The sequence below is a fragment of the Paenibacillus sp. ACRSA genome (genome assembly GCF_022346845.1).
Lineage (GTDB): Bacteria > Bacillota > Bacilli > Paenibacillales > Paenibacillaceae > Paenibacillus.
In genome coordinates, this window is sequence record NZ_JAKRNP010000002.1 from 905,913 (window position 1) to 932,864 (window position 26,952).

Here is a 26,952-nt window from a genome sequence, read left to right on the forward strand (position 1 = left end):
CATAATTAATTAGCTGCCACAATCGTGCACTGGCCTACAGACTCGGCATTCCAAGTGAGTTCAAGAACATCGCCAGCTACAGTTGATCCTACACCCTCAGGTGTACCTGTGAAAATGACATCACCTTCTCCAAGACCGTAGTGTTGTCCTACGTAGTCCACAATCGTCTGGAGATCAAAGATCATATTACGAATATTACCACGCTGAACCTCTTCACCATTTTTGTTCAGCGTAAAATCAGCCTTTTGCAATGAATCTACATCTGTGAAGGCTTGAAACTCCGTGATCGGCGCTGAATTTTTGAACCCCTTGGCTGCAGTCCACGGATGTCCCTTTTTCTTAATCACTGACTGCACATCACGCAATGTAAAATCGATACCAAAAGCATACGCATCAACGAGGTCCACCATAGAAATTCCAGGCTGATAGTTCTGTCCGATTCGAATCACTAATTCGGCTTCATAGTGTACTTCGCCTTGGGTAAAAGGCAATGTAATTGCTTCTCCATTAAGCGGTACCACCGCATGAGAAGGTTTCATAAAGATCATCGGTTCATCCGGTACTGCATTACCCAATTCTTCAGCGTGAAGTTTATAATTGCGTCCTACACAGTATACGTTACGAATATTTGTCAGCATCGGTTGATAACCACCTTTATCAGATTCATTAGCGCAGATGAAGAATGTATTTTGCTTTTTCATATAAGTACATATTATAATTCACTTCGAAATGATTGCAAATTAGGGTCTGAAAAAATGACGTGCTGTTTCGTGGAACGCCTTCTCCCACACATCAGGACAGTTCGTACATAACATCAGCGTAGGATCAATTGCGGCGAGGCGCTTCATGATCGTTTTGTCGTCCACAGTCCAAGCCATCACCTGAATCTCCTCGTGTTGCATCTCGCGCATCAAGGATTTATCCACATTGGTATAACCGATGGACAGGAAGCTGCACTGCAATTGTTTTAATCGAGCTACCAGATCGCCTGGACGAGCATCAATGATCAATCCCGTTTGGAACTCTGGTGCAATCTCTTTAGCTTTAGCTAATGCTTTTGGTTCAAAGGAAGTCAACACCACATCATGCTGCATATGTCTCTTTCTCACTTCATGAATGACGGCTTCAGGAAGATCTGGATACATATCCCCTTGCGTTTTCAGCTCAATATTCAGTCGAACCTTGCCACAACAGCGATCTAACACCTCGCCAAGGGTAGGAATCCGTTCTCCTACATAGCTTTTTCCTTTCCATGATCCTGCATCTAACTTCTCTATGTCCGACCAATTCGTCTCCCGTACAAGACCCTCTCCGTCTGTTGTTCGATTAAAGGTAAAGTCATGAATGACAACAGGGACACCATCACGTGAACATTGTACGTCCAGTTCGATCCATTGTACTTGGGGCTGCTCCATAGCAAGCTCAAAGGCTGCCATCGTATTCTCTGGTGCAATGGAAGAAAAACCACGATGCGCAACACAGCTATTGTTCAATCTGACCCACTCCTCCACAACGTTCTAGCTTCATTCATATACTACTTACCCATTTACATCATCATATGTTCAAGACTAATTAACTAGGGGAAGCAACACCGCTGGCATCAAAGCGAACACCTGGTGAAAGCTCCGTCATCTGCTGTAACAGTAGCTTATTAGCTTCACCTAGCATAGGAATGGCCTGACCCAGTGCAGCCTCATAAGGAATTACCTTCATACTGCATTTGGCTTCTGCACTGCAGCGAGCTTGAAATACAGCCGTTTTCCATGTTTCCTCTGTGGTTGATTTAGAGAAAATAAAATTACCTGTACTGTATGCGATCCATTTGCCCTTATAGTATTCCATGCCTTGTAACACATGCGGATGCCCCCCTATAACAAGGTCTGCTCCTGCATCTACAAATTCATGTGCCAAGCGCGTCTGATCATCATTGGGCGTACTTACTCGCTCTACTCCCCAATGCGCCACAACAATAACGAGATCCGCATTCTTGCGCGCATCCTGAATGGCTTTTACCGCGGCAGTGGAATTGTAGGCTTCAGCTACACCAGCTCGATTGCCTTCTGCCTTCCAACTCGCCTCAGGTACGACACGGCTGAAGCCAAGTAATGCAATTTTCATTCCTTTACGCTCCAGATATGTAGGCGCATATGCTTCATCCTGATTCATACCTGCTCCGGTGTGAGCGATTCCATATTCCTTCAGATAACCTAGCGTATCCACTAGACCTTCGACACCCTGATCCAAAATATGATTGTTCGCGAGATTAACCGCATCAAATCCCGCATCTGCCATAGCCGCTAACGCTTTGGGCGAAGATTTGTATACATATGTTTTGTTAGCTGCACCTGTACCACCAGTCGTTACCGGTGTTTCCAGGTTTCCAATTGTCAGGTCATCATCCTTAAAGAGGTTGCCTAACTTCTGAAAGGGATAATCGTATCCATTCTTCTCCAGCAGCTCAGCTACTTTTCCCGAGAACTGTATGTCCCCGACAAAATGAATCGTTACGTCATTAGCTGAATTAACAGGCTCTTGGTTCCCCGGTGCTGCTGCTGAGCTACCGTTCCCTTTAGAGCTGTCTGACTTAGACGGTTTGGCCGGCTGCTTTACGTCCGTTCCAGACGTATCTTTCGAATCCACGTTGGCAGCATCTTCCGTGTGATCCGACTGGTCATTACTAGTTTTTTCAGCATCTTGGTCATTGGACACAGCCAGCTCCTCTTCCGCAATATCATCCGTCTCAGGGGTTGCCTCAGGTGTCGTTAACGGGTCACCACCTTGAGGTTCTACCTCACTAGAAGATTCTGGAGTGACCGTTGTCACCTCCACCGCACGATCTGCCTGCTCTCTCATTTCAATGACATAATACAAGCATACAAGTCCGATCATTACTATTAGTAACAAATTAATGACCCAAACAATCCGTTTGCGAGTACGTCTCGTTTTTTTCTTTACTTCACTTCGTTGGGATCTTGGCGGATACATAGGCAACTCCTCTTCTATACAGCAATCTTATTCATTATACCAGCCATGGTATGGAATGGTATAAAAAAAGCTGTCTTTCCTGTAGAAAATCTACGCTCAAGACAGCTCTATATGAGATTGTTTAACAGAGTTTCTTTCGAACATTCAAACTCTGTTAATTAGTAGCAAGTTGCTGTACTGCTAGCATCGACATTTCTTTTGCCTGTCTAATGCAGTCAGGTAACCCTACACCTTCATAACCCGCACCCGCGATATATACACCAGGCAACTGTTTGCCAAGCTCTTCACGCAATGCGGAGATATGCTCTAAGTGACCTACCGGATATTGAGGCATCGACTTGCGAAGTCGAGTGATCTCAGCAAAAATTGGCGTGGCTTCAATGCCCATTGTCTCTCGTAAATCCTTCATCACCAATTCTGTTAGCGCATCATCCGGAAGCTCCACATTCTGCTCATCCCCGGAACGGCCAACATAACAGCGCAGCAGCACTTTATCATCTGGGCTAGTATGTAGCCACTTCGTTGATGTCCATGTGCAGGCAGTGATATTGCGGCCTTCCTTACGCGGAACGAGGAAGCCAGAACCATCGAATACATGCTCTACATCCTTTTTCTCAAAGGCAAGCACAACATTGGCTACAGATACATAATTAATCGCATCAAGTGCCGCCGTATCCACATGGGGTTGCAGTAACGATGATGCTACATACGTAGGCACTGTAATTACAACCTCATCCGCATCAAGACTATGACCATTGTCCAATTGAACCTTATATCTAGCTTCACTTCCAGCCTGAACATTCAGTGATTGTACTGAAGTATTCAGCAGTTGCTCGACATCTTGTAGATCATGCACAAGTGCATGAACAAGACTCTGAAGCCCCTGACGGAAATTAAGAAAAGCACTTTTATTCGTGCCTGTGTGAGTTTCTGCAGGTTTACGCCCTGTCATCATGCCTCGAATTAGGCTGCCATAATCTCTCTCAACTTCTCCGAATTGAGGAAAGGTAGCTTGTAGACTTAGTCGGCGCATATCCCCTGCATAAATGCCCGCTAGTAACGGTTCAGTTAGATTCTCAAGCACTTCCGTACCTAGGCGTCGTTCAATCATATAGCCTAATGACTCATCTTCTGTTGTACGTTTTGGAGGAATGAAGAAATCCATTAACGCACGCATTTTTCCTGCGGGGGATACCAGACCACTCCGCAGAAAAGGTCTAAGTTCCGTTGGAATACCCAGAACGAGTCCTGCTGGCATTGGATGAAGCTTGCCACGCTGCATAATGTATGTTTTCTTGGACTCCGGATTCTGACTCACGAGTTCATGGTCAATCTCAAGTTCCTTAGCCAGATCAATCATCGCTGTTTTGCGAGCTAGGAACGAATCCGGTCCCTTTTCAATAACAAATCCGTCACGGTGAAGGGTCTCAATCATGCCACCCATGGAGGAGCTTTTCTCCACCAGAGTAATTACGGGTTCAAACCCTGCTTCCCGATAATGCTTCCGTATATAGAATGCCGCGCTGAGGCCGGTTAGTCCGCCGCCTACAACGACGACACGCCGTTTCTTATCTTCCATTACACATCCGTTCCTTGCTGCCACTGGCTTAGAATGACGTCACTGAGCGTCTCCATGTAGAGTGGATCACTGTTCAGAGAATCTGTACGCATAAGGCGCATATCGATCTCTTTAGCAATCGCTTTGGCCTCGATATCCAGATCATACAGGACTTCCAGGTGATCCGATACGAAACCGATTGGAGCGACTAACACATCCTCTACCTGCTCACGGGAAAGCTCCTGAAGGGTATCCAAAATATCAGGACCAAGCCACGGCTCGGCTGTACGCCCCGCACTCTGCCATGTAAATTGCCAGTTGGTGATACCCAGTCGAGAAGCAATAACCTCAGACGTTTCCAGTAGCTGTTGTGGGTATGGGTCTCCGATATCTACAATTCGTGCCGGCAAGCTATGTGCGCTGAACAATACACGAACATCCCCACGTTTGGCTCCTGCTTCTTCAAACATATCTAACTTCGCACTTACGCGTGTAGACAGAGCCTGAATCAGCTTCGGATGCAGATGATAGCTCTCGATAAAGGACATCTGAATGCCCATTTCTTCGGCCTTCTCGTGTGCCCGCTTAATATAACTGCCTACACTCATCGTGGAATAATGGGGAGCAAGTACAATCCCGATGGCGGACTGGATTCCGTCTTTTGCCATCTGCTCCACACCGTCTTCAATGAAAGGATAAGCATGTTTGAGCCCCTGATAACATTTGAATTCTACCTCACTCGCACGCTCATCCTTGTTCAATGTTTCTTGCAACGCTCGAACTTGATTATCGGTGTTTTCCCGAAGGGGGAACACGCCTCCAACAATCGCTTCATAGCGATCACTAAGTTCCTTCAATTGCTCCGGCTCAGGTGCGCGACCTCTTCGAATATGAGTGTAATATGCCTCAATGCTCTCCATATTTTCAGGTGTGCCATACGACATCACCAGTACGCCTACAGTATTAGTCATTAGTTATAGTCACCTCACTCTTCAATGCTTCAGATGAATATTCATGTATATACGCTGTCAGCTCTCTTAATTTATCAAGAGATGCTTCCGGAAATAGTCCATGTCCCAGATTGAATATATAGCCAGGCTCTTGGATACCTTGATCAATGATTACTTTTGCCTGTTGTTTAAGTAACTCCATCGGTGCAGTCAGCACGTACGGGTCCAGATTACCCTGTACGGCAAATTTACCACCTAGTCTTTTGCGACCTTCGGAAATGGATACTCTCCAGTCCAATCCGATAACATCAGCTTGCAGATCTACCAGGGTTGGCAGCAGTTCGCCTGAAGCTACACCAGGGAAATAAATTTTCGGTACATTCAAATCGGACAATTCGGTAAAGATACGAGTAATCGTAGGCAGCACAAAGGTTCTAAAATCATTTGGTGAAAGCGCACCTACCCAGCTATCAAACAACTGAAATGCCTTACCGCCGTTGGCAATGTGTGCACGGACATATGTAATCACCATATCGCCTAATTTTTGCATCAATTGGTGCCACATTTGCGGCTCACTATACATCATCGTTTTGGTTCGAATGTATCCTTTTGAAGGTCGACCCTCAATCAGGTAACTAGCAATCGTGAACGGTGCACCAGCAAACGTAATAAGTGGCACATCTAATTCTTTATCCAAAATTCGAATGGTTTCTAATATATGTGACAGATCACCTTCAACGTCAATGGGACGCAAACGCTCCACATCAGCCGCTGTCCGAATCGGATTATCAATGACCGGTCCAATGTTTTTGACAATATCAAAATCAATGCCGAGCGAAGCAACCGGATTCATAATATCTGAATACAAAATAGCCGCATCTACGCCCAACTTACGGACGGGCATGAGGGTTACTTCAGCCGCGAGCTCGGGCCGCTGGCAAATTTCGAGCAAAGAATACTTTTCTTTAATTTTGCGATATTCAGGGTCGTAACGTCCAGCCTGCCGCATGTACCATACCGGAACACGGTCGACTTGTTGTTTGAAACTCGCCCGAATCAGACGATCATTATAGCTCATGTAAGAAGCCTCCAATAGTTTTTGGACTCATAATTACCATTATGCCCTTTTTGAAGTTCCGTAACAACCTCATACAGATGTGTTCCAATGACAATACTATGACATTCGTTACACCCCTCGCCCATATGCCAATTGTGTTATAATAGTAAGATGGTGTTTTTCGAGAATTACAGAAAAAGCTTTGAAAGGAAGTGAAAGCACTTTGAAAACATGGAAAGTTAATCTCATTGTGCTTTGGTTTGGACAATTTCTGGTCAACTCTGGTATGACCATGATTACCCCATTTCTGTCCCTTTACCTCGCAAGGGATCTGGGCGTGGTGGGCGAGCATGAAATTGGCATCTGGGCGGGATTCATTTTTGCAGCCAATTTCCTCACGTCCTTTTTGTTCCAACCCTTATGGGGCAAGTTATCCGATAAATATGGGCGCAAAATTATGCTGCTGCGCTCGGGGTTCGGGATGGCAATCGTTATTGCGTTGATGGGTCTTGCACAAAACCCTTGGCAATTGCTCTTATTACGCCTTCTGAATGGTACAATCTCAGGCTTCAACCCTGCCGCAGTCTCACTCATTTCGGGAACTACGCCCAAAGATCGTATGGGATTCGCGATGGGAATCAGTCAATCTGGACAAGTTGCCGGCACAATCTTAGGTCCACTCATGGGCGGTTTGTTAGCTGATGCTGTAGGATTTCGACCTATATTCTATATTACAGGTGGATTAATCTTCGCTGCTTCTATGCTTGCTATGTTCCTTGTAAGAGAGAAGTTTGATCGCCAAGAAGCAGCCAAGCTACCTGAACAATCCGTGTTGTCCGGTTTGAAGGAACTGAACAAATCACCACAATTACCTGTACTCTTCGCCGTAACGTTTCTGCTACAGTTTGCCATGATTAGCCCAATGACCTTATTGCCGCTATATGTGCAGGAGCTTCATGCTTCAACTGTAAATGTTGCGTTCTGGGCAGGACTTGTAGGGGCAGTTACCGGTATGTCCAATATGGTAATGTCACCATTCCTAGGGAAGCTAAGTGACCGAATTGGGGCACACAAGGTGCTTACATTTTCTCTCATTGGGACTGGCCTTATGTTAATTCCCCAAGCCTTTGTTCAGAGCGTGTGGCAGCTCATCTTAGTTCGGTTTGCTATGGGGGTATTTATGGGCGGTTTGTTGCCAAGTGTGAATGCCCTTATACGTTCGTACACGCCAGATGGAATGATCAGCCGTGCTTTCAGTTTCAATACGAGTACGCTTGCGCTCGGGAACATGCTAGGTGCAATTATCGGTGGTTTCATGGCCGGGTTTATCGGCATTGAGGGTTTGTTCATCGTTTCTGGTGGATTGTTACTTCTCAATATGGTCTGGGTTCGGTTCAAATTGTACAAAAGACCTGTCCGTATTGAAGAGACCTGAACATAATATAAATTGGATACAGCAATATTGCAGACCCCTTTAAAGTCTTCGCATGTAAGCCAATACATGTAAGCAAAAAGCCGCTTCAGCGCCATTTCAGGCCTGATAGCGGCTTTCTTTTATATTTTATATTTATCTATAATCGTCGTCCCCGAAATTGAATCGGATATTCCTTCACACCAAAGACAAAAGCGCTTTGAATTGGCTCTAATGGCGTGTTAGGGACTAACTGTATCTGTTCCATACGCTGGAGCAGCGTGTGCAATACAACTCTCGCTTCCAAACGAGCCAATGGTGCACCCAGACAGAAATGAATGCCGAATCCAAATCCCATATGTCGGTTCGGCTTACGATCGGATACGAATTGATCTGCATGTTCAAACTGTGCACCGTCACGATTGGCAGCTCCAACCCAGGATATAACCTGTTCACCCACCTTAATCGTTACACCTCTTAGTTCCACCGTCTCCCTCGCAACACGACCAATTGCCACGATCGGCGGATAATAACGCAGTGTCTCTTCTACGGCACTCGCGACCCGATCCGGATGCTCACGCAATTCATCCTGTAATTCGGATTGTTCAGAGAGGATACGCACTGCGTTTGCGATTAGATTGGTGGTTGTCTCATTCCCCGCGGCAAGCAAGAGAATACAGAAATTGATCACTTCTTCCTCCGTTAACTTCTGACCCTCAATCTCTGCAGCGAGTAACAAGGAGATCAGGTCGTCCTGTGGCTCTAAACGGCGCTGTTCCATAATGTCTGTGAAATAGGCATATAACTCCCGCATGTTCTGCTGTTTCTCTTTGGCCAACTCCTGAAAGGCTTCTTCACTGTCATCGCGTGCGCCTTTCACAAGCACATCAGACCAATGCTTGAATTCACGGCGATCTGAAGCCGGAACTCCAATCAGTTCAGCAATGACGATGACGGGCAGTGGTGTTGCAAGATCATCAATCAGATTCATCTTTCCTATCGATAGGTGCGGAGCCAGCAGCTCATCTGTGATTTCCTGAATCCGTGGCGCAAGAGCCTCTATAGCCTTCGGGGTAAAAGCTTGATTGACCAGATCACGAAGCTGTTTATGTTTTGGAGGATCTGTCGTTAACATACTGGAACTCGCGCGGTTACGCTCAGAAGAAAACAGCTTTGGATTTTTCAATACATACTGTACATCTTCATATCGAAATACATCCCAGCATTCACGATACTCATCATATCGGACTGGAGTGTTCTCACCAAGCTCTGCATAAACCTGAAAGGGAGATAATTGCTGCTCCTTGCTGTGCAATTCTCGAATAGGAATATAATTGGCATATTTTCGAGGCGCTTGTTTCATCGTGCTTCCTCCAATCAATAATATATATTTATTTACATATAAGTTCATATTCATTATATACACAACTGGATGGAGATTCCAACAAATTCAACGTAAATAAGCCTCTTGACCCATCTTCTGCACCTAACTACCTTATATTTGTCGAAAGGTTATATATGTAATATTTAATAACAAATAAATATCATATAAAATATATAAATCTCTTTGTTAACATTTATGGTCTAGGAATTCATAGACTTCTAATTACGCTATTTTTCATAATAAATACCTATATTTCTCTCAAAATCTACGAATGTAAACGTTATCTCTATTAGAAACTAAGATTGTCATATTATCTGACATGAAATAAAATCTTCTCAATCAATATACATAGAAACAAAGATTATCTTACACAAAACTCACTTAAAGGAGCGTGTCAGCATGAAAAAAACATCTCACCTTCGCCCTTGGGCCGTTTGGAGCACTGCCGCACTAACTGCACTGACCCTTACTCTGTCCCCTATGGGAACTTCTGCTGTTCAGGCCGCTACGGTAGAGGTAAACGGCACAACAAGCACAGTTCAGAGCTCCCCAGCCACGCCAGCACGCGACACCACCATCCCAGCTGTGTCGGAATCGTCCAAACAATCCCTGCTCCCTAATGTACTTGTGATTGGTACAGGCGGAACAATTGCAGGACAATCAGAGGACGCAACCAGCTTCCAAAATTACAAGGCTGGCACACTGCTCATTGCCGACATGGTCAAAGATTTGCCGGACAAGCAGAAAATTGCGGATGTGAACACGCTGCAGTTCGGAAATTCCGGTTCAGGCTCCTATACCATGGCTGATCTGTACGACTTGTCTCAAACGGTAGATAAAGCACTGGCTCAATATGATAGCGTGGTGGTGACTACAGGCACAGACACGATGGAGGAAATAGCCTACTTCCTCGATATGACGGTTCAAAGTGATAAACCCGTTGTCATCACAGGCTCTATGCGACCATGGACGGTGATCGGCTCTGATGCTCAAGCGAACCTCTACAACGCCATCAAACTGGCCGGCAGCGGCCGAACCCAGTCGTTCGGCACTGTGTTGATGCTGAATGATACCATTCAGCTCGCCCGCGGTGTAACGAAGTCTAATGACTATCGGACAGACACCTTTGAAACGCCGATGCTAGGTGCTGTTGGTTATATTGACGAAGAGAACATCCGAATTTACCGCGCTCCTGCTCGCGCGACGAAACCGGAAGGCACCGCAAAACCTGCATTCGATCTTAGCAAAATCAATAAGGCTGATCTCGCCAAAGTGGAGATTGTGATCTCCTATCAGGAAGCAGGCGGCGGAGCTATAGAAGGTTTCGTGAAAAACGGCGTAAAGGGCATTGTCACCTCCGGTACAGGGGCGGGCGGCATCTCCAGAGCGATGGGGCAAGCTCGAACAAAAGCGATCGAAGAAGGGGTTATTTTTGTAACGACGACACGCACAGGTTCAGGTAGCGTCTATGGCGGTGGTAATGGCATTATTGCTGGAGATAATCTCAGTCCACAACAAGCACGAATTCTATTGATGCTTGGACTATCCTTCAGTGATGATTTTGAAAAGATCAAAACCTGGTTTGAAACATACGGCACACCAGAGGTATAAGTCAGTAAAGAACAATTGCCAGATGCACGCGAAAAAGGCCGAAGCTGGGGTTCACCCTGCTTCGACCTTTTTTTCCTGCGCTTATTTCACCCAAGCCAGCGCCAAGCCGTCATAGTCAGGCAGCATGGTTGTGACAAGACGTGGGTCACTTGCCATCTGCTCGTTGAAACGACGCACAGCAAGCACCGCCGGGCCTTGCTTGTCCGGATTAAGCGTACGACCGCGCAGGAAACAATTATCCCCTACAATGACTGCACCTGGACGCGCCAAACGAATCGCATAATCGAGATAAACCGGATAATTTTCCTTATCTGCGTCAATAAAGAAGAAGTCAAAGGTGCGCCCTTCCTGTACCAATTGTTCCAGACTGTCTGCCGCAGGTCCGATCCGGTACTGCACTTGGCTGCCAAATCCACCTTCCTCCAGATGCCCGCGAGCCATTGCTGCATACTCTTCTTTCAGTTCAAGTGAAGTCAAGCTTCCCCCTTCACTTAAACCACGAGCCAGGCAGATGCCGCTGTACCCACCCAGCACACCAATTTCGAGCACAGCTTCCGCTTTCGAGGTTTTCGCTAGAAAGGTCAGCAGGCGTCCATACGCGGCAGCCACTGAAACCTCCGGCATGCCATTCGCACGAATGGCCTCTTTCACTTTTAACAAGAGCTCATCCTCTTGAAATAATTGATTTACATATTCGTCAGGGGTCAGATTTACCACGAAGTTCCTCCTTGCAAACTTGGATTCCTTTCCATATAGATGCCCTTGGACAGCTTTCCGTATAAATGCCCTTGGATAGCTTTCCATATGGATGCCAATGTTTTATAATGAATGTTTGTTATTCAACACAGTGCAACGCACGCACTACACATGAATGACCTGCATTGAAGTCTATGCGGGTAAGCCGCATTACTCATTGTAAGTTTTTTCACGGAAAGCGGCAAGGCCGCACCGTTACTATATCGCCGCCAGAGGGAAAGCCCCTGCGGCTCGAAATGGAGTTGAATGAATTCATATGGCTCGATTGCAATTGATTGCAACCTCTGCAATGGGACTTGAGGCCGTTGTTGCCCGGGAACTGAAACAGCTGGGGTATGAGGATGCCAAGGTCGATAATGGCCGAGTATTTTTCACAGGAGATTATATTGATATTTGTCGCTGTAACCTGTGGCTGAGAAGTTCGGATCGCGTGCTGGTTAACATGGGCGAATTCCCCGCAACCACATTTGATGAATTGTTTGAGGGCACCAAAGCATTACCATGGGAAGAATGGATTCCCGCAAATGGTGAATTCCCGGTGGAAGGACGCTCCCAGAAATCCCAGCTGAGTAGCGTACCTGCATCCCAAGGTATCGTCAAAAAGGCGATTGTTGAGAAATTAAAACTCACTCATCACACGGAATGGTTTCCTGAGGATGGAGCACGCTATGTGATTGAGGTTATTCTGCTTAATGACCGTGCTTTGCTTACGCTCGATACGACAGGTCCAGGTCTACACAAGCGCGGATATCGTAAACTTGTTACGGAAGCACCGCTCAAAGAAACACTGGCAGCTGCTCTGATCCAGCTTAGCCGCTGGAATGTTTCCCGCCCGTTCTACGATCCATGCTGCGGTTCAGGCACAATGCTGATCGAAGCTGCTATGATCGGCTGGAATATCGCACCAGGGCTTCGCCGCACATTTAATTCCGAAAATTGGGATGTGATTCCTGCTGAACTATGGGAACAAGCACGAGAAGAGGCTTTTGACGCTGTTCGTGATGATGTCCCATTACAGATTTCGGGTAGTGATATTGATCCTGAAGCAATTGAAGTTGCACAAGCAGCAATCAAAAGCGCAGGCTTTGCCAAGGATATTGAGGTAAGCGTTCTTCCTGCTCACCGCGCAAAACCACAAGGGGAATATGGCGTAATCATTACCAACCCACCTTACGGTGAACGCTTGAGTGAAGAAAAAGAAGTGCAGAAGTTGCTCCGTTCTCTTGGACGTTCTTATCTGGAGATGCCAACATGGTCGTTTTTTGCAATCACCTCCACTAAAGCATTTGAAGAGTACTTCGGACACAAAGCGGACAAGCGCCGCAAACTGTTTAATGGACGAATTGAGACCCAATATTATCAGTATTTGGGACCACTCCCTCCACGTAATAAATCTACTCAAGCTTAAACGTAAACGCGATGATCTGAGTGTTCACTCCTTTCAGGAGAGGACGCTCTTTTTTTGTGCGCACTTGTATGCTATCTCTTCAAAATTTCCATACTACACAGCGTAATACTAGAGGTTAAACACCACCTGCTGGTTGAAAAGCAACCAAGCCACGATATAATGAATGAAGCTCCATTTACATTCCGATAACAAAACTTTTACAAAGGGAGACAACATTCATGGTTTTCACTTCGTCTTCACGTAGCAGCACGCTACGCAGACTTCTACATCATCCTTTATCGTTGTATCTATTATTCATTGCGCTCATGCTGCTCAAATTACTGTGGCTACACCACAACTTGCATGCTTACAATATTACGATGGGACTGTTGGACAATATTATCGCGATCGGCTCCCTGCTCCTCATTTCCTTTTGGACATGGTGGCTGCCTCGGAAAGGCTATAAGATATCGCTAATCGCACTAAACTTAATCCTTACAGCACTTATCTACGCAGATATGGTCTATTATCGCTATTTTCAGGATTTCCTTACCATTCCTGTCCTCTTACAAGCTAAACAGGTCGATGCACTAGGAGATAGTATCGCGACGCTCCTTCAACCTAGTGACCTGCTGTTCTTTGCGGACTGGATTGCATTCGTGATCTATGGTGTTGCACGCATCCTAACGAGACGTTCACGCGCTAACCGCTCAAGTCGGTATGGATACAATGATCTACCTTACGGACACAATCGCAGCAAGACACGTACACGTCGGTTTACGGCCGGCAGCATCGCTTTAGTGTTAGGGCTATCCCTTGCAGTTGGGCCGATTTATTACTACAGCAAAACCTGGGCAAAAGGGCTGTTCGATAACAATTGGTGGAATGTCTCCATGTATAACGTTACTGGGCTGTTGGCTTTCCACGGTTATGATCTGTACAACTACGCCAAGGATCAGATCGGATCAGGACCTGAAGTTGATCCTGCTGATGTGGAACTGGTCAAATCCTTTTTTGCCGAAAGACAGGATCGATCCTCACAGACTGACAGCGCACTGTTCGGTAAATATAAAGACAGTAACGTTATCGTTGTTCAAGGCGAAGCATTTATGAATTTCATGATTGGCCAGAGTATCGGTGGTCAGGAGATTACGCCTCATTTCAACGAATTGATGAAAGAAAGCCAGTATTACAGTCATTTCTATCACCAGACCGGGCAGGGCCGGACATCGGATGCTGATTTTGGAGCTAACATTTCGCTACACCCCTTGGTTATTGGCTCAGCTTTTGTACGTTACGCAGACCATGCCTATGATTCCTTGCCTTCGATCCTGAAGGACAATGGATACAGTACAAATGTCTTTCATGCATATGAGAGTGGATTCTGGAATCGCTATACGATGTATCAAAATATGAAATACGATAAGTTTTATAGCAAAAATGATTTTGTACAGGATGATCCACTTGGCTGGTCTTTATCCGACTTCTCTTTTTTCAGACAGTCTGTTGAGAAAATGGATAGCGAGGTCTCCGAGCCTTTCTATTCTTTCCTTATAACACTTTCCAGTCATCATCCTTATGCCCTACCCGTTGATAAACAGCAGCTTGATGTGGGGGAATTCCAAGGTACGATGTTTGGTAATTACCTGCAATCGGTTCATTATGTAGATTCAGCGCTGGGTAGTCTGGTCGAGGATTTAAAAAATCGCGGATTGTGGGATAACACGATATTGATGTTCTATGGCGATCATGATAATTCCATTAAGGAACAGGCGCAATACGAAAAATTTCTGGGTAGATCGTTAAATCAGCTTGATATGGTGCAGATTATGAATGAGGTGCCACTGCTTGTACATTTACCAGATGGAGGCGAGGCTGGAACCTTCGATGAGCCCGCAGGGCAGCTTGATATCACGCCGTCTGTGCTCCATCTATTGGGCGTTTCCGATCAATCCTACTACCACATGGGCAATGATGTTTACGATGGCTCTAGTCGGACTGTGGTGTTGCGAAATGGTGCGTTTACAGATGGTTCTGTGTTCTATATTCCGTCCGATGATTACATCTATGAGCACGGTTCCTGCTATGACTTATCTTCCCGTGATAAAACGGAGATTAACGCCTGCCGGGCAGGACATGATGAAGCTTCCAAACGACTTCGTGCGTCCGACACAATCATTACCTATGATTTAATCACGCGCTTGCGTGAGGGGCTATAAGCAAATCGGAAGTGCTGATGCAAGACTATTTATGTCTTCAGCACTTCTTTCTTTTATCCAATGTAAATTGCACCCTTGCGAAAAATATAAAGTCGCTTTATAATTGTAACTACAATAGTTTCATTTAAAGTTGATGTATAAAAAACGGAGGTTATTCGAATGAATATTGAGATATGGTCTGATTTTATGTGCCCTTTCTGCTATATTGGTAAACGTCGTTTAGAGAATGTATTGGAGCAATTCCCTCACCGGAATGAAGTGAAATTTGAGTTCAAGAGCTTCGAACTTGACCCTAATGCTGAAGTACACACAGGCAAAACCAACACAGATTACTTAGTTTCTAAGTACAATATTAGTAAAGAACAAGCACAAGGCATGAATGCACAGATGAATGCCAATGCTCGGACAGCAGGTCTGGAGTACAATATTGATGCAATGGTACCCACCAATTCCTTCACTGCTCATCGCTTGACACATTGGGCGAAGTCTCAAGACAAAGCGCTTGAGCTAAGTGAGCGGTTATTCCAAGCTGTGTTCATTGAGGGCAAGCATGTCGGAGATCATGAAGTATTACTCCAACTGGCTGAAGAAGTGGGATTAGATCGTAGCGCAGCGTCTGTCATCTTGGAAAGCAATCAATTTGCTGAACAAGTTCGCGCAGATCAAGCTGAAGGCGAACAGCTCGGCATTCGCGGCGTACCATTCTTCGTACTGGATCGTAAATTCGCTATATCCGGTGCGCAGCCTGATGAGGTGTTCCTTGATGCCATCCAGAAAGCATGGGACGAGCGTTCCCCGTTCACGATGGTTGAGTCAAGTGAAGCAGACAATGAAGGTAGCGGAGTATGTACAGAAGAAGGCTGTGAAGTTCCACAACGCGATTCAAAATAATAAACAAACACAAAAGCAGCAGGAGCAAGGGAACCCTCCCCGATCCTGCTGCTTTTTATATTTTACATACACTCAGCTTATTGTAATAGATTATTGTTTAGTAATCAGTTAGAGCAAAGGGAACGGAATCGATTTTGTAGAATCGAAGCGTTCGCCATTGTCTTCCAAATTTCAACTTTTAAAAACTTATGATCAGGAAACTTTGGAGACAACTGCGATCGGAAGAACGATTCGTTCCATATCCTCACTAACCCACTATTAAACACTCGTATTACACTGAGCCTATTCTCAATCCCAGAAAAGTTGATCCGGATGTGGACCTGTCCGTTTGTCCGCATCCATAGCATCAATCTGTCTAAGCTCATCCGGTGTTAATTCAAAGTCAAAGATATCCGCATTTTCACGGATACGCTCTGGTGTCACGGACTTCGGAATGGTCACAATCTGATTCTGAATGTCCCAACGTAAAATCACTTGTGCAGGTGTTTTGCCATACTTTTGGGCAATTGCTTTTAACGTAGATTCATTATTTAGCTTGCCTTTCATAATCGGGCTCCACGCCTCAAGCTGAATGCCTTGCTCCCCACAGAAGTCCTGTAATTCCTGCTGGATCAAGCCCGGATGTAATTCCACCTGATTCACAGCAGGTACTGTGCCGCCCTCATCTATAATATCGCGCAAATGATGTACCTGAAAATTACTTACACCAATGGCACGTACACTTCCCTCACTATATAACCGTTCAAACGCTCTCCACGTTTCCTTATATTGATCTCGTCCAGGCCAATGGATTAAGTATAAGTCAATGACATTAAGTCCTAAAGCCTTCTGACTCGCTTCAAATGCGCGAAGGGTGGAGTCAAAACCTTGATCCTCATTCCAAAGTTTTGTTGTGACAAACAATTCATTCCGAGCAATACCACTGCTGGCAATGGCTTGTCCTACTTCCTCTTCATTTCCGTAGATGGAAGCAGTGTCTATACTCCGGTATCCTACCTCCAAAGCCGTTTCAACGGCCTGGTGTACTTCTTTTCCCTTCGCTTTATATGTTCCGAATCCCAGCCATGGCATGGTTACTCCGTTGTTCAGTATCGTGCAGTCTGTAATATGTTTTGTCATCGTCTACCTCCCGTTTGGAATTTGCCTGCTCATGACTTATTAACCTTCTGACAAAATTTCAAGCGGAATCATCGGAGATCACATACAAAAAACTCGCAAAGCGGTTAGCTCTGCGAGTTTCGTTTGGTGACAGGAACGTTTAGAAATCCTTTGGTTGCTTTTGATTCCGGATCGAGTTCAATCTTCTCTTCTCCTCGGCGAACATTTCCTCCGCCAACTCTACGCCTTGACCACCAAGTGAACGCTCCGCTTGCCGCATCGCCTGTTCGGTGTGAGCCAAACGACGACTTGCCTGCTCAATGGTTTGTTCTGTTGGATGAGACATCGCTTGAGATACAGCATAGTGAAGTTTGTTCACCGCATTCTGCGCCTGAGATACGGTTGTACCCGCCTGCAAACTGGAATCATAACGCTTCGGCATAGTTATTCCTCCTTGGGATCATGTTCCTGTTACCTCTATAGGATGGTTAACCCAAGGCTCCCTTATTCTCTTTTTCTCAGACATATGCAAAAAGGGGTACCCTTTTGTTTTGTCTTAAGACAAACAACCTTTTCGAACGTAAAATGTCGTAACTTTATTCTTATTCATTCCGTTATTTAGAATAAGTTGTTTTAGGAGGAGGAATCACTTTTGCGTAAATGGCTTATGTTGCTCATCTTCGTATGTCTTGGGGGTCTAATCACCGCCTGCAATCGGGCAGGGTATGAGATTGCCGGATATACCGCTTCATCGATAAATGCCCAGTTTCCCGTTCCAACCAATGCCAAGCAAATTAAATTAACAACGAATTCTGGGAATTCCAATATTAATGTAGCTGTTACCTATGAATTGAAAAATATAGGCGGAGAACTGGGTCTCTATCCTCCATCTGATTATTTTCAAAAACTAACCAAAGAAGGCTGGATAGAGATCGAGAACGAACGTTTAGGTCATGTGCACTTTTTGCAAAAAGAAGACCGCATCATTGCCCTTGAAATCCGTGAGGACACCTTCCAAATATACGAAATGAAGCCCGATTTCAAATTTCATCAAAAATAAGAGAGGCCATAGGCCTCTCTCTACTGGATAACAAGCATATCATGCTCGTATCATCTATGAAGCGTTTATTTGACGAATTTCGCTACTTTTGCCAGCACTTCTTCTTCCGATGGAGCACTGATGTACCGACCGTTAATAAAAACGAAGGCACGTTTCGCACAAGGACCACAATAGGATTTACATCCAATCTTGATCTCTGTGTCTGGAGCCATTTTCTCCAGTTTAGGCACAATTGACTTCAACCGAATGTGGTTACATTTTTCGCATACGCGGATATCGTTAGCCATGATTTCCCCTTCTTCAAGCTCCTAGTGATCGCCGTGATTGCCTTTGGAGGGATTCGTAATAACGAAGCCTTCTTGAGGAAGATACAGATAATCAATTTTCACGCCATCCAGCAATGGTTGATCATTCTCAATAATGACATCGATGTCTTTATCCGTAGATACTACTGTGTCATTCTCTTTTGGTGTATCCAGATCAAGTCCGTAGTGAGCATGATCCCCGTGTGCATGTGTAATAACAACACGCAATTTTTTGCCTTCGTTCTCAGGCTTGTCCAATTCAAGTTTCAATACTTTAGCTGCATTGCGAGTGATTTTGCAGTTCATGTGCTTCATCTCCTATATCGTAATTGCTGGTTACAACAATTTCAGCATTCTTAAACTCCAGCATCTATTGTAAAGAAAGTTTTAGCTCTTCGCAATAACAATGATTCTAGACAGGTGTTAGAATGATGCATTTTGCATATATTTATGATGCTGTACCGGAAGGAAGGACTGGATATTTACGCTCAGCACGGCTTACAAACCAGTTCATCAAAATAAGTGTGACCCCAATATCATCAATTGGCATGAATGGCATCACATCAGGTAGAACCCAGTATAACAATGCCGGGATAATAAATAACAATTTTTCGCGTAATGGGATCTCCGTTGCCCGCAATAGACGCGGGAGCCTTCTGAACACTTCCGACCATCGTTTAAATGACAACAATCTTCTCCACTTCATATGATTCCTCCTCATGCTGACTATCTATAGTAAGTGAATGACTTACACATTGGCTATTCCTCCGATCCGAAGCAACTGACCGAAGGAACAACAAATGCCCAAAAGCGGACTTTTTTTAGAAAACCTCTATTGCACACAGGGCATATAACGACACCTGTGTCTGATATACGAACAATACATTCTTATCGTTTCATTCTCTACCGTTTAATCACTAGATTCATAGGATAATAGCTCTGCCAACAACATGCCAACCTCCACACAGATATCATCGAACTGATCTATGGGTAAAGGATTAATTCCGAGACCAACTTCTACGGTAAAACCAGGCTTGCGATACTCCTGGATGAACCAGTCCTTATACCCTGCATCACTGCCGCCTAATTTCACAGCTTTGTATCCGGATACCTTCGCTAATCTTCGGGATAACGGCGCACTTTCTCTAGGCTCCAAATCCCTGTAATTCCAGTAGATCTCTTGCCCTTGACTATGCAAGGATACGACCACATCGAACTCATGCTGCTGTGTCCACTCGGCTAGAGCCAGCGCCTCCGGCTCAGATAACGGAGCTGTTCCTGCATAATCACGAGGGCCAGGTGACGTCATGCCCCTTCTAGCCGCCTCTTCCTCCCAGTGAGCTGGAAATTGATCATTCAGATCCACTCCCCTTATATTTGCTTTCCAATGAGTAAAGTGAGCCCGCCCTGTATTCCAAGCCAGCAGTTGTTCAGCATGTGGATGCTGATTCACAATACCTTCCTGCACCAACTCCACTCCATCCGGATTAACCATCGGAACCACCCACAGTGTCGTTTCCTTCATCCAGCGCTGAGGATCAAACCGATACCACGGTTCATGGGTACTATAGGCTCTAGCATACTGTTCAATAAACCGCATCACAACGGCTGTGGTTAGCCATTCATTAGCATGGACGGAAGCATTGACATGGATATGTCTCGAACCCTCACCAATCCGTAAATAGTGCAAAGGTTTACCCATCACACTTGTGCCGATTGAACCTGTCTCCACAAAGGGAAAATGACTGCTCAGTAATGCAATATCCCGATGTAATTCACGGAACCCATACTCTCCCTTTAACCTGACTATAGTTTTTCCTCCGGATTCAGGAATATGAATGCACCGACCACACCAGTCGCTCACGTTGGTGATTTCAGGATTACCTTTCCGTAATTCATCTTCGCTCAGACCAAAACGAGCAGCTATTGTACCGACATGCTCACCTGGCTGAACAGCATATCTCCGCCCTGTTCCAGGTAAGATCCGCAACATCTGTCCTACCAGCAAATAAGGTTGGGATGTCGCTTCTGGATTTAGCGCAGCGAGCAGTTCTCTCGTCATGTGATGCGCTGACGCAATACGAGCCACCGTGTCACCTGGCTGAACAATGATCCACTGTAATTCCATGTGCAATCTCCTTTCTCTGAGCGAGATATACTCTTATACGATCTGCTCTTACTACTGTCTGTTCTCCTCTATATCCTGATCATGTTATATATGTATGCTCACCCGCTCGTCCGTCATGTGACATGTTTCGCAGACTTCTTCCCTCACTATAGGTAACAAAAATCCCAGAGCCTTCGGCTTCTGGGATGAAGAAAAACGATATTGGATCATATGAATACGAATGAAACAAAATGATTAGGACAATTGCGTGACCTGCCATACAACAGGCGTTTTTGAGATTTGCTCACCGAGCCACTGCCTTGTAATATTTTGGAACATACGAGGATCCCCTGTACAGAAAAATTGATGCACTGGCGTATCGTTTCCACTGGCCAATTTTCTTTTATCATACAAAATCGTACTGATTTCTCTCGCTGTCTCATCTGCCGAACTAATGAGTTTCACTTCCTGCCCCATCACTTCCTGAATCGTTTCCATCAAGAATGGATAATGGGTACAACCTAGAATCAGACAATCAATCGGCTGTTGCTTAATCTGGCTTAAGGACTGCTCTACCGTCATTGTTGTTTGTTCGGATCGGAATTCACCTTGCTCAACTAACGGCACAAGTGCCGGGCAAGCCTGGCTGACTACATCAATATAGGGTGACAATTGTTTGAGTGCGGAGGTGTATGCGCCGCTGCCGATCGTTCCCACGGTGCCAATGACACCGATGCGTCCTGTACGTGTAGCTGTAATAGCGGCACGCGCTCCTGGATGAATTACGCCGATCACTGGAACATTCACCTTAGCCCGAATATAGTCGAGCGCCGCTGCTGTAGCCGTGTTACAGGCGATAACGATGACCTTGGGATCAAATTGGATCAAGAAATCTACGATTTGTTCCGTGAATTGTTTAACTTGTTCGGACGAACGGGGTCCGTACGGTGTCCGGGCAGTATCTCCAAAATAAATGACCTTTTCCCGTGGGAGCTGGCGCATCACTTCCTTTGCGACCGTCAATCCCCCTACACCCGAGTCTAATATAGCGATTGCTTGCTGCACGAACACACCGCTTCCTTCTTCATTGAATTGGTTCTCATATCTAGTAAAGCTCAAGTGCTTTCTTCCTACCGTATGACATTTCAGGCAAAAAGGTACCACCATCTTACCCGATTTTATCATAGGGTTCAATTAAAAATACCCACAGTGCACCTCTCTCGCGATTAGCGCACACAACAAAGCAGGCTCTCCTCCATCTTCATGAGGAAAGCCTGCTGCTTATGTCAAGCGTGGCTTAGTTATCGTCTTTTGAATCATCGGAAGGCAATTTAGCTGCGACAACACTGTCCGATTCGTTTGCCAAGATGTTGTTGTCAGACTGAACTGGCGCATTCGAATCTGTAATTACTGCGGAGACCCGCAGTTCTTTACCCTCGGCACAATTGCGCCATGATTGAATGTCCTGGATAACAACATCAGCTGTTTCTTTCACTTTGGACACGATCTGATTGCCCTGTTCGCCAACCTTAACAGCCAACTCTTGACCTTTCTCCGTCACCTGACGCGCACCTTCGGAAATATCCTGACGAAGCTCACGTCCTGACTTTGGTGCCAGCAATAACGCGGTTACCGAACCAACAACTGATCCGATTAACGCGCCCCACAATAAACTTTTGTTTGATTCCTTCACGCAACATCTCTCCTCTTCTTCGAGTTAAGTACCGGATTACAAGCACTGATGTTGTGACTTACTAACCCGGGCGAATGCCTACTCTGTTGATGCAGTATAGTCAGTAAGGGCTTGACCTGACACTCCAAATATCAAAAAACTTTCATGGTCATACTCTCACCGTTACGTTTAACGGTTATGCTGAGCTGGTTCCAACGAAGAATCTTCATTTGTATTCCCAGGATCAAGATCAATAACATAACGTCCCGGGGCAATCAGTGCGGCTTGGTGTTCACACCGCCAGCGTCGCCCTCCCGAGGAACCCAGCGTTTGTCCATCCTGTAGCACATCACCTTGATCGAATATGTAGTATGCGGCTCCAAGCAAGGTTTGAGCCACTGTATCTGGATCAAGACCAGTGAAGTGACACTGAACATCAGGAACCCCGAGCGCGGACAGTCCAACCGTATCCATCACAAGTTCGCGTTGCTCTTCTGTTCCACCAGCCTGATACATTCTGACGTTCATCGCTGCATAGAGATGCTCTTCTCGTTCCTGTGATTGCTTATACGCTGCTGGTTCAACAAGTTTATCACTGCCGTACCAATACATTGCCTCACACGGCAAGACTTCGAGCACAGCCTGCAACGTCTTCTGGAACAGCCCTAATCGCTGCTTGCGCGGCATCGCTGCAGTAAACATATCGTGAATCCGAATCGAATACGTAGCTCCCCGGACTACCTGTTCTGCCTCTGTCCAATGCCAAGCTTGCTGAAGTGCACCTGCAAAGCGTGAGATATCCTTCATCTCAGTCGCGGCAAGCATACAGGTTTGTGCTGGGATATCCCCTTCCTGGAATGAAACCTTGTGATCCAGATGGTAGAAAACCAACATCTCTGCGTTCGCCTCTGGTGCAGTACGTGTCTCATCCTGCGAATTCGTTTCTTGCGGTTGCTTGTCACTGTTCGTGACTGCAGTTTGTTGCTTCACAGTAAGTCGAACTTGTCCCGTATAACGACTTAGTGCTTCCTGCAAACGAACGTGATTAATTTCCGGGCACTTGTCAAACAACAGTTCAACCATGTAAACCGGATGAAATCCGGATGGCGCATCCTGCTTGTCATTTCCTTTTGATTCTTCATTCTGTATATCTGTCATGCTGCTTCCCCTCATTCCTTACTCTGTCCCTCGATCTTCCTGATTCGTAAAAGGAGCGAGTTCTCGATCTACATAAGCGCTCACTTGGTCTGCAAAGCGTTCAAGTATTTCGGGTAGGTCTGAACTCAGTGGATGCAGTTCTCCTCGATTCCAACTGAAATAATCTTGTACGAGTGGCTTCCGCAAAGTAACAAGCTGACGCAGCACTTCGTATATCGAAGCGTCAAATACCTTCTCTTCATGATTAATCTCGATAATATCGTCATAGCTGCTTGCATCCCTCATAATAAAACCATCGATGAGATAGCTTCCGACGTCCGTGACGATCTCAATCGCCAGATGCAGACATCGCTCCTGCACCAGCCCCATCATAAGACCGCCATCCCAGGCTTGTGTTGAAAGGCGTAGCCCCTCGGCTACCTCCGGTACCGCAGCAAGCCTATGGGCAATCTGCTCTTTATTTACGTAGTACAATACATTTCACTTCCTGTTCAGTGAATTATCGGTTCCGTTTGCCTCTTCGTTTCAACCAAAATATCATCACAGGACAAGCGATCAGGAACACGATAAAAATATATAAAAATTCCATAACGTCTCTTAAATCGCTCATACCCGCTCTCCTTTAGTCGCTTCTTAATGAGATACGCAAATTAGAATTCGTAGTCAACGGCGATCGATTGTTCTCTAACTTCGTTCATGTACTTAATTACTTCTTGATGAAGCGGATGTACCTGATAAGCTTGCAGATCATCAAGAGATGCAAACTCGGCTGTCAGAGAAATGTCAAAGGATCTGTCTGAGCGAAGCACATCTATACCTACATCCAGCGATACAAGAACATCAATTTTACCCTGCAAGTTGCGAAGCACATTGGCAGCTTCTTCAATGCGTTCTGGTGAACGATCTTTCATTTTGAACAGGACAATATGTTTAATCATCGAACAAACACCTCGTTTGTGAATTAATAGTGGAATGAATGTTTTTTCATGTATTCAAAATATATCATAACGTTATCTATTACGAAAGGATACTTGAAAACGTTCTCTAGACGAACAAGCAAAATAAAGAAATACACAATCTAAAAAGGCTACTTTGTGGGTTGTTCTTCTTCTGGCTCACTGACGCTGTCCACAGATTTCTCCTGCTTCTCTTGCTCGGATTTGGGCTTCTGATGTTCTGTATTAGTCGGCTTCGCCCACTCCTTATCGGACAACTCTTCCTGTTTCTTAAGCACAGCAATGGCCTGTCTAAGCTTGTTCGGCAATGGAAGACCGATCTTGGCATAGTTTTCAGTAATCGATATCAATTCATTTACCAGATAAAAATATATCGCCCCGCCTTTGATAATATCCGTCCCCATTAATAAATCGATCCGATGTGCCAGCAGAATAACGGTCAGCATCAAGCCCTTGCGCGCAAGTCCCCAGAACCCAATATTGCTGTTTAACCCTGTTCCTGTCCTTACGGCGGCTGCAATCCCCGTTACATAATCGACAGCCATAGCAATGGCAAGCAGACTAAGCAATTGATCCCATCCTCCAAAAGCAAACGTCACGAACGCCCCTGAAATTGCAGCAAGTGTATTTACGGCTGGATACACGTTTCCCACCTCTCTCCCCCTTAGTCATCCTACAAGATATGTAAGAATAAGAGATTTTGACAAGCCAACTACCTAGTTAAACTTGCGGATTTCACATTTCAGATTTGTGCACATTGCTGAAACAAGCCATTCTCGAAAATCCAATAATCTTGGGGAAATAAGGTAAATAAACCGCATTGCATCAACAAAATTCAGTAAAAAGTCAATTAGTCCTATAAATAGTTCTTAAGAATCACTTTATTATTCAATACGCTCTATTTCTCCTCGTAAATTTAGTGAATCATTGTAATCTAGGAATATACTAGGATGCAATTTGCACACCCACTAGTTCATAACTCCTCCTTCCTGACCGACTCCACAGCTCATATAATTCGATTCAGTTCAACAGGCACTTGAAAGTACCCCAACTCTTATTGTAGTATTTGGTTAAAAAAATCGGAGGAAATATGCCTAATCAACCAGAACAACATTCCATCCAGGCGTGGTCTCTGATCAACCGTAAATATTTGGGAAAAGGCGTCCGTGTCAAACGGTTCCGTAAACCGACACGCTGTCAAATTCGCAACCGTGTTCTTCTAGCCGTGCTGATGGCCAATGATATTAAGTTGTCCCAGCTCGCTGAAGACTTGTCCATCTCTTCACGCAGTGTAAGCGCGTGGGTGTATGAAGGGCGGATACCCGGCAGTACCAATTTGGACAAGGCTTGTCAATTACTTGGATATCCACGACACATTCTTTTCAATGAAGAGGTTGTGCGTCAGAGTCCAGTTATTTGTCAACCCGAGCCTTCCCGTTTCATGAAGCGTACGGTGACCCGTTCTCCGGTAAGTAACCGTATCTTGACAGGCTTGTGCATGGTCCATGATTTGTCGGTGACAGATGTCAGCCACTGGATCGGGGTTCACCCCGGCACCTTCCGCAAATGGCTGCATCAGGGAACGCTGCCTTCTGCTGCGTTTCAAGAACAAGCGGAGAAATTTTTCCGCATTCCGAAGACCATTTTGTTCGCAGATGTCATCTTGAAAGATCGTCACAATAACTAAAATTAGCGAGCAACCAAAAGGCTCTGTTATTCCTTAAGGAATACAGAGCCTTTTTAACATGACAAAATGGTATAAGTTCTCTACCGGAATTATAAGCGTTCTTTCCACTTCCTGATCTTGATAGATCTATTGTATATTCTCACTGGAAAATCCACACAATACAATTAAGCCAGAACACCACCAGAATGTACTAACCTGAACAAAAATAATCCAACTTCAGTTCGCGCTAGTTGTGTTGGTTCACTCCATTTACTACAACACTCAAAGACAGGTGATCATATGAAATTAGATAAGAATATCGGCATTTCTCTCGGATTTCTAGCAGGAACGACATTTGGAAGTGGGGTCGCATTTCTCTTTCGTCTCCAAAGCTATGGTGTCATGGGTAGTGTCGCAGTCTTCGGAATGATCGGAGCCTTTACTGGATTATTCATCGCCAAGTATGGGCTCCGTATGAATCGTTGAAGCCTAAATACAGGCGTAATATAAAAAGACCCGTCCTTTGCTTTATCGCAATGAACGGGTCTTTCTATGAACGTAGATGCGGTCGAGAGGACTCGAACCTCCACGGGGGGTTAGCCCACACGGACCTGAACCGTGCGCGTCTGCCAATTCCGCCACGACCGCATAATATGTAACTTTTCACTATAAATGAAAAGCATTTAGACCAACAACGAATTGTTGTGCCGTAATGTAGAGT

Annotated in this window: 27 protein-coding genes, 1 tRNA gene and 1 pseudogene; 8 read left to right on the forward strand and 21 right to left on the reverse strand. The window is 45.3% G+C overall.

Going from position 1 to position 26,952, the window contains the following annotated elements:
• Window positions 1-5 precede the first annotated feature (5 nt).
• The 6 genes from MH215_RS09005 to hemE form a co-directional block, all read right to left on the reverse strand.
• A complete protein-coding gene (locus tag MH215_RS09005; protein ID WP_239289734.1) occupies window positions 6-638 on the reverse strand; it encodes a fumarylacetoacetate hydrolase family protein in 633 nt (210 codons plus the stop codon).
• A gap of 102 nt (window positions 639-740) precedes the next feature.
• The gene (locus tag MH215_RS09010; RefSeq protein WP_239289736.1) at window positions 741-1,493 is read right to left on the reverse strand and encodes a glycerophosphodiester phosphodiesterase; all 753 of its coding nucleotides are present in this window, start codon (window positions 1,491-1,493) and stop codon (window positions 741-743) included.
• A 79-nt stretch (window positions 1,494-1,572) separates the two neighbouring features.
• The gene (locus MH215_RS09015; RefSeq protein ID WP_239289738.1) at window positions 1,573-2,985 is read right to left on the reverse strand and encodes a CapA family protein; all 1,413 of its coding nucleotides are present in this window, start codon (window positions 2,983-2,985) and stop codon (window positions 1,573-1,575) included.
• A 154-nt stretch (window positions 2,986-3,139) separates the two neighbouring features.
• Complete coding sequence (hemY, locus tag MH215_RS09020) at window positions 3,140-4,564, reverse strand: protoporphyrinogen oxidase (RefSeq protein WP_239289740.1); 1,425 nt, start codon at window positions 4,562-4,564, stop codon at window positions 3,140-3,142.
• Window positions 4,564-5,514, reverse strand: coding sequence for a ferrochelatase (gene hemH / locus MH215_RS09025; RefSeq protein ID WP_239289742.1), 951 nt, complete (start codon window positions 5,512-5,514; stop codon window positions 4,564-4,566). The genes hemY and hemH overlap by 1 nt, the downstream gene beginning before the upstream one ends.
• On the reverse strand, window positions 5,507-6,571 hold the full coding sequence (gene hemE, locus MH215_RS09030; protein WP_056700202.1) for a uroporphyrinogen decarboxylase: 1,065 nt from the start codon (window positions 6,569-6,571) through the stop codon (window positions 5,507-5,509). The genes hemH and hemE overlap by 8 nt, the downstream gene beginning before the upstream one ends.
• Before the next feature lie 202 nt (window positions 6,572-6,773).
• Here hemE and MH215_RS09035 point away from each other — a divergent pair, with 202 nt between their 5' ends.
• On the forward strand, window positions 6,774-7,985 hold the full coding sequence (locus MH215_RS09035) for an MFS transporter (protein WP_082560499.1): 1,212 nt from the start codon (window positions 6,774-6,776) through the stop codon (window positions 7,983-7,985).
• Window positions 7,986-8,121: 136 nt separating this feature from the next.
• Here MH215_RS09035 and MH215_RS09040 read toward each other — a convergent pair whose 3' ends face one another.
• Window positions 8,122-9,324 (reverse strand): cytochrome P450, encoded by a 1,203-nt coding sequence (locus tag MH215_RS09040; protein WP_239289744.1) that lies wholly within the window; start codon window positions 9,322-9,324, stop codon window positions 8,122-8,124.
• A 420-nt stretch (window positions 9,325-9,744) separates the two neighbouring features.
• Here MH215_RS09040 and MH215_RS09045 point away from each other — a divergent pair, with 420 nt between their 5' ends.
• Entirely contained in the window at window positions 9,745-10,956 is a 1,212-nt protein-coding gene (locus MH215_RS09045; protein WP_239289746.1) for an asparaginase, read from the forward strand.
• 81 nt (window positions 10,957-11,037) lie between these two features.
• On the opposite strand, the gene MH215_RS09050 is transcribed toward MH215_RS09045, so the two are convergent.
• Entirely contained in the window at window positions 11,038-11,673 is a 636-nt protein-coding gene (locus MH215_RS09050) for an O-methyltransferase (RefSeq protein ID WP_239289748.1), read from the reverse strand.
• Window positions 11,674-11,968: 295 nt separating this feature from the next.
• Between MH215_RS09050 and MH215_RS09055 the strand changes: the two genes are divergently transcribed.
• From MH215_RS09055 to MH215_RS09065, 3 genes are all read left to right on the forward strand, one after another.
• Complete coding sequence (locus MH215_RS09055) at window positions 11,969-13,120, forward strand: THUMP domain-containing class I SAM-dependent RNA methyltransferase (protein ID WP_239289750.1); 1,152 nt, start codon at window positions 11,969-11,971, stop codon at window positions 13,118-13,120.
• Between the two features lie 218 nt (window positions 13,121-13,338).
• The gene (locus MH215_RS09060) at window positions 13,339-15,318 is read left to right on the forward strand and encodes an LTA synthase family protein (RefSeq protein ID WP_239289752.1); all 1,980 of its coding nucleotides are present in this window, start codon (window positions 13,339-13,341) and stop codon (window positions 15,316-15,318) included.
• 159 nt (window positions 15,319-15,477) lie between these two features.
• Window positions 15,478-16,209 carry a DsbA family oxidoreductase gene (locus MH215_RS09065; RefSeq protein ID WP_239289754.1) on the forward strand — a complete coding sequence of 244 codons (732 nt, stop codon included), beginning with the start codon at window positions 15,478-15,480 and terminating at the stop codon, window positions 16,207-16,209.
• A gap of 288 nt (window positions 16,210-16,497) precedes the next feature.
• On the opposite strand, the gene MH215_RS09070 is transcribed toward MH215_RS09065, so the two are convergent.
• On the reverse strand, window positions 16,498-17,328 hold the full coding sequence (locus MH215_RS09070) for an aldo/keto reductase (protein WP_056695349.1): 831 nt from the start codon (window positions 17,326-17,328) through the stop codon (window positions 16,498-16,500).
• 139 nt (window positions 17,329-17,467) lie between these two features.
• On the reverse strand, window positions 17,468-17,749 hold the full coding sequence (locus MH215_RS09075; RefSeq protein WP_056695352.1) for a hypothetical protein: 282 nt from the start codon (window positions 17,747-17,749) through the stop codon (window positions 17,468-17,470).
• Window positions 17,750-17,959: 210 nt separating this feature from the next.
• On the opposite strand from MH215_RS09075, the gene MH215_RS09080 reads away from it, so the two are divergent.
• Complete coding sequence (locus MH215_RS09080; protein ID WP_239289756.1) at window positions 17,960-18,367, forward strand: LPS-assembly lipoprotein LptE; 408 nt, start codon at window positions 17,960-17,962, stop codon at window positions 18,365-18,367.
• 65 nt (window positions 18,368-18,432) lie between these two features.
• Here the strand turns inward: MH215_RS09080 and MH215_RS09085 are convergent, their stop codons facing one another.
• From MH215_RS09085 to MH215_RS09130, 10 genes and pseudogenes are all read right to left on the reverse strand, one after another.
• A complete protein-coding gene (locus MH215_RS09085) occupies window positions 18,433-18,654 on the reverse strand; it encodes a YuzB family protein (protein WP_056695355.1) in 222 nt (73 codons plus the stop codon).
• A 21-nt stretch (window positions 18,655-18,675) separates the two neighbouring features.
• Window positions 18,676-18,978 carry a hypothetical protein gene (locus tag MH215_RS09090; RefSeq protein ID WP_056695357.1) on the reverse strand — a complete coding sequence of 101 codons (303 nt, stop codon included), beginning with the start codon at window positions 18,976-18,978 and terminating at the stop codon, window positions 18,676-18,678.
• Window positions 18,979-19,120: 142 nt separating this feature from the next.
• Window positions 19,121-19,378 (reverse strand): hypothetical protein, encoded by a 258-nt coding sequence (locus tag MH215_RS09095; protein WP_056695359.1) that lies wholly within the window; start codon window positions 19,376-19,378, stop codon window positions 19,121-19,123.
• Between the two features lie 204 nt (window positions 19,379-19,582).
• Complete coding sequence (locus MH215_RS09100; RefSeq protein WP_239289758.1) at window positions 19,583-20,800, reverse strand: M14 family metallopeptidase; 1,218 nt, start codon at window positions 20,798-20,800, stop codon at window positions 19,583-19,585.
• A 234-nt stretch (window positions 20,801-21,034) separates the two neighbouring features.
• Window positions 21,035-21,844, reverse strand: a complete 810-nt coding sequence (gene racE, locus MH215_RS09105) for a glutamate racemase (protein ID WP_056695483.1) — start codon at window positions 21,842-21,844, stop codon at window positions 21,035-21,037.
• A gap of 232 nt (window positions 21,845-22,076) precedes the next feature.
• Window positions 22,077-22,472, reverse strand: coding sequence for a YtxH domain-containing protein (locus MH215_RS09110; RefSeq protein WP_239289760.1), 396 nt, complete (start codon window positions 22,470-22,472; stop codon window positions 22,077-22,079).
• A gap of 168 nt (window positions 22,473-22,640) precedes the next feature.
• Window positions 22,641-23,609, reverse strand: a complete 969-nt coding sequence (locus tag MH215_RS09115; RefSeq protein ID WP_239289762.1) for a DUF4261 domain-containing protein — start codon at window positions 23,607-23,609, stop codon at window positions 22,641-22,643.
• Between the two features lie 18 nt (window positions 23,610-23,627).
• Window positions 23,628-24,083, reverse strand: coding sequence for a DUF86 domain-containing protein (locus tag MH215_RS09120; protein ID WP_239289764.1), 456 nt, complete (start codon window positions 24,081-24,083; stop codon window positions 23,628-23,630).
• Between the two features lie 176 nt (window positions 24,084-24,259).
• Entirely contained in the window at window positions 24,260-24,547 is a 288-nt protein-coding gene (locus tag MH215_RS09125; RefSeq protein ID WP_056695367.1) for a Dabb family protein, read from the reverse strand.
• Window positions 24,548-24,813: 266 nt separating this feature from the next.
• Window positions 24,814-25,209 (reverse strand): annotated as a pseudogene (locus tag MH215_RS09130) (phage holin family protein); the annotation flags it as partial.
• Window positions 25,210-25,655: 446 nt separating this feature from the next.
• Between MH215_RS09130 and MH215_RS09135 the strand changes: the two are divergent.
• The gene (locus MH215_RS09135) at window positions 25,656-26,252 is read left to right on the forward strand and encodes a helix-turn-helix domain-containing protein (RefSeq protein WP_239289765.1); all 597 of its coding nucleotides are present in this window, start codon (window positions 25,656-25,658) and stop codon (window positions 26,250-26,252) included.
• A 279-nt stretch (window positions 26,253-26,531) separates the two neighbouring features.
• Complete coding sequence (locus tag MH215_RS09140; protein ID WP_239289766.1) at window positions 26,532-26,717, forward strand: hypothetical protein; 186 nt, start codon at window positions 26,532-26,534, stop codon at window positions 26,715-26,717.
• Between the two features lie 77 nt (window positions 26,718-26,794).
• Here the strand turns inward: MH215_RS09140 and MH215_RS09145 are convergent.
• A tRNA-Leu gene (locus MH215_RS09145) sits at window positions 26,795-26,879 on the reverse strand.
• Between the last annotated feature and the right edge of the window lie 73 nt (window positions 26,880-26,952).

What these genes read in the sequence shown, in the direction of transcription:
- MH215_RS09005 (WP_239289734.1), bottom strand. Translation starts at nt 638, where the DNA reads ATGCTGACAAATATTCGTAACGTATACTGTGTAGGACGCAATTATAAA.
- MH215_RS09015 (WP_239289738.1), bottom strand. Translation starts at nt 2,985, where the DNA reads ATGTATCCGCCAAGATCCCAACGAAGTGAAGTAAAGAAAAAAACGAGA.
- hemY (WP_239289740.1), bottom strand. Translation starts at nt 4,564, where the DNA reads ATGGAAGATAAGAAACGGCGTGTCGTCGTTGTAGGCGGCGGACTAACC.
- hemH (WP_239289742.1), bottom strand. Translation starts at nt 5,514, where the DNA reads ATGACTAATACTGTAGGCGTACTGGTGATGTCGTATGGCACACCTGAA.
- hemE (WP_056700202.1), bottom strand. Translation starts at nt 6,571, where the DNA reads ATGAGCTATAATGATCGTCTGATTCGGGCGAGTTTCAAACAACAAGTC.
- MH215_RS09040 (WP_239289744.1), bottom strand. Translation starts at nt 9,324, where the DNA reads ATGAAACAAGCGCCTCGAAAATATGCCAATTATATTCCTATTCGAGAA.
- MH215_RS09045 (WP_239289746.1), top strand. Translation starts at nt 9,745, where the DNA reads ATGAAAAAAACATCTCACCTTCGCCCTTGGGCCGTTTGGAGCACTGCC.
- MH215_RS09055 (WP_239289750.1), top strand. Translation starts at nt 11,969, where the DNA reads ATGGCTCGATTGCAATTGATTGCAACCTCTGCAATGGGACTTGAGGCC.
- MH215_RS09060 (WP_239289752.1), top strand. Translation starts at nt 13,339, where the DNA reads ATGGTTTTCACTTCGTCTTCACGTAGCAGCACGCTACGCAGACTTCTA.
- MH215_RS09065 (WP_239289754.1), top strand. Translation starts at nt 15,478, where the DNA reads ATGAATATTGAGATATGGTCTGATTTTATGTGCCCTTTCTGCTATATT.
- MH215_RS09070 (WP_056695349.1), bottom strand. Translation starts at nt 17,328, where the DNA reads ATGACAAAACATATTACAGACTGCACGATACTGAACAACGGAGTAACC.
- MH215_RS09075 (WP_056695352.1), bottom strand. Translation starts at nt 17,749, where the DNA reads ATGCCGAAGCGTTATGATTCCAGTTTGCAGGCGGGTACAACCGTATCT.
- MH215_RS09085 (WP_056695355.1), bottom strand. Translation starts at nt 18,654, where the DNA reads ATGGCTAACGATATCCGCGTATGCGAAAAATGTAACCACATTCGGTTG.
- MH215_RS09090 (WP_056695357.1), bottom strand. Translation starts at nt 18,978, where the DNA reads ATGAACTGCAAAATCACTCGCAATGCAGCTAAAGTATTGAAACTTGAA.
- MH215_RS09095 (WP_056695359.1), bottom strand. Translation starts at nt 19,378, where the DNA reads ATGAAGTGGAGAAGATTGTTGTCATTTAAACGATGGTCGGAAGTGTTC.
- MH215_RS09100 (WP_239289758.1), bottom strand. Translation starts at nt 20,800, where the DNA reads ATGGAATTACAGTGGATCATTGTTCAGCCAGGTGACACGGTGGCTCGT.
- MH215_RS09115 (WP_239289762.1), bottom strand. Translation starts at nt 23,609, where the DNA reads ATGACAGATATACAGAATGAAGAATCAAAAGGAAATGACAAGCAGGAT.
- MH215_RS09125 (WP_056695367.1), bottom strand. Translation starts at nt 24,547, where the DNA reads ATGATTAAACATATTGTCCTGTTCAAAATGAAAGATCGTTCACCAGAA.
- MH215_RS09135 (WP_239289765.1), top strand. Translation starts at nt 25,656, where the DNA reads ATGCCTAATCAACCAGAACAACATTCCATCCAGGCGTGGTCTCTGATC.
- MH215_RS09140 (WP_239289766.1), top strand. Translation starts at nt 26,532, where the DNA reads ATGAAATTAGATAAGAATATCGGCATTTCTCTCGGATTTCTAGCAGGA.